1 protein-coding gene is annotated in these 487 nt (G+C 42.1%); it reads right to left on the reverse strand.

The window, feature by feature from the left end; genetic code table 11:
• Positions 1-101 precede the first annotated feature (101 nt).
• On the reverse strand, positions 102-487 hold a 386-nt coding region (locus AB4585_RS27275), incomplete at its 5' end, for a hypothetical protein (protein ID WP_372171871.1).

The following is a 487-nucleotide window of genomic DNA, read 5'->3' on the forward strand; positions in this document are numbered from 1 at the left end:
ATCTAAGTGTTTACAATTGCGAGGTTCAAGAAGACTCAATCTCGTTGCGCCCAGCGTTAGTTAAAGGCCATTGATGCGTCGAACATCAATGGCATGATTGTTTATCGGCTAAACGTTAAAGTGCTGAACTTTCGATTCTGTTTGCTGTGGATGTAACTAGGATCATCGCCATATTCGATTGCTTTACAATTTAAGTGCGCCGCAATGATTTCGTTATCAACGATGCCTTTGTATGAGCAAGTCATACTTTTAGGGTTGAAGTAGATCATTTGCCCAAGTTCGTATTCACTAAACTTAATGGCTTCTTTTTCAAGCACGGTCTCCCCGTAGAGCTCTCCAACGTAACCTATGATGGTTGTGTTCTCGTCAAGATCACTAGGGTCAAATACTTCCAACTTTGCATCATCAGCTTTTAGTAACGTGTAATCTCGTTCAAACTCAGCTAGGTGGTACGATAAGGTTCCTTGAATCGGAAGAGAGCCCTGAC

Source organism: Vibrio sp. 10N.222.49.C9 (assembly GCF_041474985.1).
In the GTDB taxonomy this organism is placed as follows: Bacteria; Pseudomonadota; Gammaproteobacteria; order Enterobacterales; family Vibrionaceae; genus Vibrio; species Vibrio crassostreae_C.